This is a genomic window from uncultured Sunxiuqinia sp. (genome assembly GCF_963974515.1).
Taxonomy (GTDB): Bacteria; Bacteroidota; Bacteroidia; order Bacteroidales; family Prolixibacteraceae; genus Sunxiuqinia.
Genome location: NZ_CAXBDD010000131.1, coordinates 1 through 8,472, shown reverse-complemented (window position 1 = coordinate 8,472; position 8,472 = coordinate 1). Strand labels below are relative to the sequence as shown.

Genomic DNA, 8,472 nt, shown 5'->3' with positions numbered 1-8,472 from the left:
CGATTCCGTGCTAAACCATCAACAAACACATTTATTCAAATCAAATGAATCGAATCATTCAAGCTACCCACTATTCGAAGGGGCAGGTTTTACTGATCGTCTTGCTGCTTTTGACGAATGTAAATCTGGCACAGGTACGCAGCCTGAAACTTCTTGACAAAAACACGCGCCAGCACGTCGAAAACGTCAACTATGCCTATGGCGAGCAGCAGGGAATTTCTTCCGAAAACGGGGTCATTGAGCTCGACTTTGCAGCCGGCGTTCCCTTGGTTATTTCACACATTCAATTTGGGAAACACCGATTTCCGGCTGAAGAGGTGGCCCGGGCATTGGAGCAAGGCGAACTGCTGCTGGCAACCCACAGCCATAATTTGCAGCCAATCACCTTTTTAAGCATCCACCCCGAAACGGGCAAGCGCGAGCAACTCACCTTCCAGGTAGAAGACCAACTGGCATACGATGCCGGGCATTTGCTGGAGCAGTTCAGCTCCATCTCCAGCATTCGTAAAAGCGGCGCCTACGGATTCGACCCGGTGTTGCGCGGTTTTAAGTACGACCAAATTAACCTGGTGATTGATGGCACTCAATGCGCCACCGCCGGCTGCCCCAACCGGATGGATCCGGCTTCGAGCCAGGTGCCGCTGAACATGATTGTGCAGGCCGAACTTATGAAAGGGCCCCACAGCTTGCGCTATGGCAACGCCTTTGGCGGAACCATCAACTTTAAGAGTGCAGCGGCGGAATTTTCGGATCAGTTGAAATTCCGTGGCCGCCTTGGCACCAGCTTCGAAACCAACGGCGAAGTGAGCCGCAACGAGGTATTGGCTGGCCTGAGCTCGAAAGTAGCCGACCTCAGCATTTTCGGTTCGCTGTCCACCGGGAAGGACTACTCCGATGGCGACGGCCTTGAAATCCCAGCCGATTTCTATCGCACCAATGTAGGCGGAAAACTAGGACTGAAGCTTAGTGACAAGCAAAATCTCAGCGTGCTGCTTTCGAACAATTACGCCAAAGACGTCGACTTTGCGGCCTTGCCAATGGATTTGAGAAAAGACGACACCTGGCTGATCAATCTGGGGCACGAGGCGACCTTCTACCAAACCGCACTTTCTTCGTGGTCAACCACCGTGTATGCTACCTGGGTAGACCACCTGATGGATAACCGCGACAAGGAGCTGAATCCGCGGACGGTGAACTCAAACACAGCAGCCAAAACCAACAACGCAGGCGGCCGCACCGAGCTACGCTTCGACCTCGAAGAAGACTGGCTTTATGCAGGAACAGACATGCGACTGGAAAACGCCGAGGGAACACGCCAGCGTGAGATGCTGATGGGCCCCATGGCCGGACAAACCCTGAGCGATAATGTTTGGCAGGATGCCTGGATTCGCAAAAACGGTTTATTTGCCGAGTACCACCATCAACGGTCAGGCTATCACCTGGTGTTTTCGGGCAGGCTCGAACTGAACCACGCCGAAGCCCGTGACCCGGATCCCAAGTTTGCCAGCCAGTACAGCAGTCTTAGCTCCACCCTGTTAAACCCCGCCCTCAGCCTGGGCGGCACCAAAACCTTGACGGAGCAATTCGCCGTCAGCCTATGGATGGGGACAGCACAACGCAGTGGCGGCCTGGCCGAGCGCTACATCAACTACTTCCCCATTGGGCCCGACCCCTATGAGCTGATTGGCAACCCAGACCTAAAAGCCGAAACCAACAATCAAATCGACTTGATCCTGGATTACAAACTGGCCGGAACGATTGTAAACATCAACCTGTTTTCATCGTTCCTGAGCGATTACATTTCTTCGGAAATCAGGGGGGACTTGCAGCCCCACATGGCGACAGCACCCGGAGTCCGGCAATTTGTAAACATCGACAAAGCACGGATCACCGGTTTTGAAATGAGCTGGCAACAAGCGTGGAGCAGCCACCTGCAGCACATCGCCGAACTGGCCTACACGCGCGGGCAAAACACCATAACCGATGAAGCCCTGCCCGAAATTCCGCCTATGGAATTCCGCTACCGGCTGATTGGCTCCTTCGTGCAAAGGAGGCTGCGTGCCGAACTGAACCTGCGCCATGCCTTCGAGCAAAACCGCATTGCCCAAAGCTATGGCGAAACCAAAACACCGGCCTTCAACTTGCTCGACCTGAAAACCTCGTACGCCATCAGCAAACAATTCAGCGCGTCGGCTGCCGTGCACAACCTGCTCGATGAGGCCTATTACGAACACCTTTCACGATCGGTAAGAAGTGTGGAAAGCCGCCCGATCTATTCGCCGGGCCGTAGTTTTTACCTGAGCCTGAGCTATCATTTTCGCTAAGCTGAGCGAAGGGCCATGCAAACAAAATGACCGTGAATTGCGGTCATTTTTGTTTGTCAATTTTGGTCTTTGATGGTCATTCAGTTGTCCTTTATCGACAGTGGTTGGACGAAACGGAATACCGCGACTGAACACCGAAAACTGGATCCTTCTTATTTTGAATGAAACTAAATTACAATTGCCTAAATAATTTATTCTGTATGATTACTTAACTTGTAGAGCGAAAAAAAGTCCCCAAAAACAGCATAAAAAAAATGAAGCTTAAGCTGTATGAAATGAAAATAATTCTCACCATAATTCTCGTAACGCTAATTTTTTCAGTTTGTCAATCACAAAGTTTCGATTTGTCCCTTAAGCTTGAGAATGGCAAGGTATATCGGCAGATCACGAATTCTAAATTAAACATCAGTCAGGAAGTTAACGGACAGACAATGAATATGGCCATGACAATTAGTGGAACAATGACCTTCCTGGTCAAAGCCATTGATGGAAATGGCTTTGACATGGACACTAAATTTGAGAAACTAAGCATGTCGATGCAAATGCCACAAGCAACAATGGAGTTCAATTCAGAAAAAAAAGATGAAAATGATGTCTTCTCCAATATTTTGGGTGCTATGATCGGTAAAACGTTTTTAGTTACCATGACCAAAACAGGAAAAGTTACTGAAATTAAAAACGTTGAAGCACTCTGGGGAACTGCCATCAATCAATTTGACCAGCTTTCGGATCGGCATAGAGAACAGATAAAAGGCCAGATCATGCAATCATATGGAGCCGCAGCATTAAAAGGCAACCTTGAAATGGTAACGGCGATCTATCCTGACCAGCCAGTTGGTATAGGCGAAAAATGGGCCATCAATACGAAGCTTGAATCCGGTATGCCGGCAATAATGAATACCAACTACGAATTGGTTGATTTGACATCAGACTATGGGCTAATACGCGGAAATTCGACGATTAAAACGGCTGATAAAGATGCCTACATAGAGGCGAATGGAATGCCCATGAAATATGACCTAACCGGTTCCGTGAAATCCGAGATAAAGGTTGATAAAAATACGGGGTGGACTATGGAAGCGAAAATTAACCAAGAGATTAAGGGCGATGCCTATATCAAGGCAAATCCTCAGATACCTGGCGGAATGAAAATACCGATGACCATGACCACCGAAATGGCGGTTACAAACTAGCACCAGCGAACAGGAAGATGACGCCCGGTAGCCAGACGAAATCGCCAACTGACACGGAATCAGTCCGTGGGTGCCAGAGGAGGCTGGCGGGGCGCCAGACCGCATGGTACAAGCCAGAGACAAGCGAAACGGATCAATATATACGGATAAAGCCTGGATGATAAGAGACCGAACGCTTAAATCGAACCCGATCTTCGCGGTATGCACTAACGCTGCTGGCCACAACTTGCAGTTCTTCCGGGGAGAAAGCCATGATTAACATTGAATTCGAATGACAATGAAAATAGCAATTGCTTTATTGGAGAGGTATTGATTTACAAGACTTGAGTTTTTATCGCAATTTACGAGTTAGTTTCAGCATACAAAAAGTATTTGAAAAACCAACGACCATGGACCGCGCACACCAACTGAATTACTGCAAAATTTGCCAACACCGCAAGTTTAATTCGCAACAGGGAATCATTTGCAGCCTGACCGATACGAAACCCGATTTTGAAGAGCGCTGCGCAAGCTTCGAAATTGACTCGCTAAACATCGAAAAGCAAAAACAACGAGCGACCGGTGAAAATAAAGAACGCCTGTCGTTTGGCTTTTCGCCCCGGCAAGCCGACAGCATCCTTTTTGGCGACCTGACACCCGAGCAAGCTTATGTGTTGGCCTGGCAAACCGCTCAAAAGCTGGGCTGGAAAACCGGTTATCTGACAGCGTCGGGCTTTGTGGGCTACACCGGGTTTTCGCTGGCCTCGTGGAGCGAGGAAGTAGCGGTGAAGGTCGGCATCGGCCGAATCGATTTAAAAAGCGAATGTACCGGCATCCAGCTATTCGACTGGGGTAAAAATCGCCGAAACATTGAGGCGTTTATAGAAACCTTCGAGAAGTTACATCGCACCGTCGATCCCGAAACCCTCACCGAAAAATACAGCGACTTGTCGGCTGGCTTTGCTGCCGGCAACGACCAGACGTGGGAGACGCCGCTAGTTAAAAAAGAGAAAATGACCAGCGTGTTTTCGCTGTTTGTGCCTCAAAGAGGGTATTTCGTCACGCCGGTTATTGTGTTGCTTAATGTACTGTTGTTTCTTGCTATGATTGCATTTGGCGTAAGTCTCCTGTTACCCGACGGTCTGCAGTTAATCCAGTGGGGCGCTAATTTCCGCCCGCTAACGCTCAATGGCGAATGGTGGCGGCTCGGGTCCCACCTGTTTATCCATATCGGTATTGTTCATTTGCTGATGAATATGTATGCGTTGTTATACATTGGTTTGCTGCTTGAACCTTATCTTGGCAAAACAAGGCTCGCTGCAGCTTACCTGTTATCGGGAGTGGTAGGCGGCGCCACCAGTGTTTTTTGGCACGAGGTGGCCATCAGTGCCGGTGCGTCAGGAGCAATCTTCGGCCTTTACGGCGTTTTCCTGTCCATGCTCACAACCAACTTGATAGAAAAATCGGCCCGCAAGTCACTACTCATCAGCATCAGTGTCTTTGTTTTCTATAATCTGGCGAACGGGATGAAAGCCGGGATTGACAATGCGGCCCACATTGGCGGTCTACTCAGCGGCCTGCTAATGGGTTATGCCTTCTACCCAAGCCTAAAAAAGCCTGACGCAAAACTGAAGCTCGCCACCATTGGAGCGCTGGCTGTTGTCATGCTGCTCAGTTCCATTGTCTTGCTAAAGAACAACATTCAGCGCGACTTTGCCCGCTACCAGCTGGAAATGCAAAAATTTGTGCTGTTAGAAGAAAAAGCGCTCGGCTTTTATCGTATGGAGCCTTACGCAACAGATGAGCAAATTCTGGCTGAAATTGAAAACAACGGGATCAAGAACTGGGAGGCCAGCATCGCACTACTTGATAGTGTTGACCAATATGAGCTGCCTCCGGGTATTCACGATCAAATTCACAAGCTGCGATTGTATTGCGATATTCGACTAAAATGCTACGATGCCATGTCAAGGGCTATTACCGAAAAAACCAATAAATACGATACAGCTATCCTGAACTACAATGCAGCAATTGAAGACATTCTGGAAGAATTGGGAGTCGGACAGACCGAAAATTAAACTTGGTGCTCCCTTTGCCCCAGCCGGTTCTCTCCGCTGTGCTTAAGTACAGGGCAGCCCAGGTTTATCGGGAATTGACTTTGCAAAATGATTAAACCGCCTTACGCAGCATGGAAATAAATTTGATCCCGCTTTTCGCAATATGCACTAACGCTGGAATCGGGGCTTGCAGTTCTGCCGGAGAGAGAGCCACGACTAACCTTGAATTCGTATGACAAATACAGTTACTTTAATCGGACCCATATCGAGCTAGCGGCTTTAAACAACATTGGTGAGAATTAAGGAGTGTCGGACTGGAGATTATTTGTATTTTTAATCGGTTCAAACCACTTGCACTCGTTGTCCGTGGAACGATACAATAACCTATCATCTGACAGACCATGAAATACATTCTTGCATTTTTAACGCTATTTCTCACCCAGGTTGTTTTGGCTCAGTGTGCCTTCCCAAGCTTTTTACAGGGGACCTGGAAAGTGGAGAACAAAGATGCCTATGAGCATTGGGACAAATTAAATGACCACACCCTTAAGGGATTTTCTTATCAGTTGAAAGACGGACAGTTGACCATTACTGAATACCTTGACATTTCACAAACCAAGCAGGAAATCACCTATACTGCGACTGTTCTGAATCAAAATCAGGGACAAGGAGTCAATTTCAAACTGACGAAAACCGATAGTACATTTACTTTTGAAAACCCGAATCACGATTTTCCCAAAAAGATTCGCTATCAAAAACTAAACGATGCAGCAGTTTTTGTGCACGTATCCGGTGGCAATCAAAAAGGATTTGCATACAGGATGCAAAAGCAGCCACAACAAACCGCTCAAAAAGACAGCACGATTTCAAACCCCAATTATGACCACGTGTTAGCTCAAAAACTGGGTGGTGATGATTACGGTATGAAAAGCTTTGTGTTGGTCATCCTAAAAACAGGAACGAATCAAACAACCGATAAAACTCTAATCAATGAAAGTTTTAGGGGACACATGGATAATATTAATCACTTGGTTAAAGCGGGGAAAATGATTGTTGCAGGACCGCTTGCCAAAAACGACCATACTTATCGTGGAATTTTCATTCTTGATGTAACGACTTTTGAACAAGCCGAAACCTTATTACAAAACGACCCTGCTATTCAAGCAGGCCTATTGGCCTTTAACCTGTACCAATGGTATGGCTCAGCAGCATTGCCGGAATACTTAGAGTTTTCAGATAAAATTTGGAAAGTGAAACCTTAATAAAAATCGAAAACGAACAAACCTATAGCGATGCAAAACAACCTACTCACCCGACGAACGTTTTTGAAACAGACAGGCATCGCCACCACTGTTGTGGGATTGACTGGCGGGCCGCTTTTGGCAGCCGGAATGGTGTCGCCCTCGCAAACCAGGCTACCCCGATGGCGCGGGTTCAACTTGCTCGACTTCTTTTCGCCGGTGCCCCGCCCCGGCAATCACAAAAACAACACCACCGAAGATGATTTTCGCTGGATGCGCGACTGGGGATTTGACTTTGTGCGCTTACCCATGGCTTATCCGCGTTACCTCGATATCGACTACAACCGGAAAATCACGCCCGAAGAAGTATATAAAATTGACGAAAAGAAAGTGGAAGAAGTGGACCGGCTGGTCAATCTGGCACACAAATATAATTTACACATGAGCCTCAACCTGCACCGGGCGCCCGGCTACTGCGTCAATTCGGGCTTTCACGAACCCTACAACCTGTGGAAAGACCAGGAAGCTCAGGATGCTTTTAACTTCCACTGGAATTTTTGGGGAACCCGTTACAAAGGCATGACCAATAAGCTGGTAAGCTTTGACCTGGTGAACGAGCCGGGCATGCGCGAAGATATGAACGACCAGCATTCGAAACGAAGTTCCGTTCCGGGCAGCGTTTACCGAAAAGTGGCCTTCAACGCTTCAGAAGCTATTCGCGAGGCGAATCCCAATCACCTCGTCATTGCCGATGGCAACGATACCGGCAGCTCCGTCATCCCCGAAATAGCCGACCTGGATATTGCCCAGAGTTGCCGGGGCTATTTCCCACACTACATTTCGCACTATAAAGCGCCTTGGGCCTTCAAAGACCCCGAGAATCTTCCCGAGCCCAAGTGGCCCGGCATGATTGACGGCCGATATTACAGTAAAAAAGATTTGGAAGAATTCTACCAACCTTGGATCGACCTGGCCAAACAAGGTGTTGGAGTTCATTGCGGCGAATGTGGCTGCTGGACTAAAACCCCACACGACGTTTTCCTGTCGTGGTTTGGCGACGTGTTGGACATCCTGACGGAAAATAACATTGGCTGGGGCTTGTGGAATTTCAGGGGCGAGTTTGGCCTGCTCGATTCGAAACGCGAGGATGTGGCTTATGAAGATTGGCATGGGCACCAACTCGACCGCAAACTACTAACGCTCCTTCAAAAGCATTAAGAGAAACGAGAATGAAAACTGAGACTATTATTCTCGGGGTGGCGTTATGGGCTTGTCAGTCAGCTAAATCGAACAACAGAAAGACCAAGCCAGACACCATCATGCACATGCAGACTGAACCCACTACGAAGTGCCCATTCAGTTCGTGAACAACTATGTGGCCTTTTGTAATGTCCAAAATACGGAGATTGGACGAATGGCTTGGGTAAACAGCCAGGCGGGCCTAAGCGCTGCTTTCAAATCGGAACTGAGTAACAAGCTGCCTGAAGCTAAAAAAAAGCCCCGGAGATGGGCCTAGGATTTGATCCGATTTTTGATGCTCAGGATTTCCCGGACAAAGGTTTTAAAATCGACAAGCAGGATTCAACCTAGGTAATTGTAAAAGGCTTTAACTGGCCTGACTTTCGACTGAATTCTAAGACCTATGCAAATTTATCAACCGAAATTTTGTTGATAAATT

General features: G+C 48.0%; 5 protein-coding genes. All 5 read left to right on the top strand.

Translation table 11 applies throughout. From position 1 onward, the window contains the following. The first annotated feature begins 44 nt into the window (after positions 1–44). The gene (locus AAC033_RS17295) at positions 45–2,324 is read left to right on the top strand and encodes a TonB-dependent receptor (protein ID WP_339740437.1); all 2,280 of its coding nucleotides are present in this window, start codon (positions 45–47) and stop codon (positions 2,322–2,324) included. Between the two features lie 344 nt (positions 2,325–2,668). Further along, on the top strand, positions 2,669–3,517 hold the full coding sequence (locus AAC033_RS17290; protein ID WP_339740435.1) for a DUF6263 family protein: 849 nt from the start codon (positions 2,669–2,671) through the stop codon (positions 3,515–3,517). Between the two features lie 389 nt (positions 3,518–3,906). Then, a complete protein-coding gene (locus tag AAC033_RS17285) occupies positions 3,907–5,574 on the top strand; it encodes a rhomboid family intramembrane serine protease (RefSeq protein WP_339740433.1) in 1,668 nt (555 codons plus the stop codon). Positions 5,575–5,954: 380 nt separating this feature from the next. Further along, positions 5,955–6,815: a DUF6265 family protein gene (locus tag AAC033_RS17280; protein WP_339740431.1), complete on the top strand. Its 861-nt coding sequence runs from the start codon at positions 5,955–5,957 to the stop codon at positions 6,813–6,815. A gap of 30 nt (positions 6,816–6,845) precedes the next feature. After that, on the top strand, positions 6,846–8,012 hold the full coding sequence (locus tag AAC033_RS17275) for a cellulase family glycosylhydrolase (protein WP_339740429.1): 1,167 nt from the start codon (positions 6,846–6,848) through the stop codon (positions 8,010–8,012). The last annotated feature ends 460 nt before the right edge of the window (positions 8,013–8,472 follow it).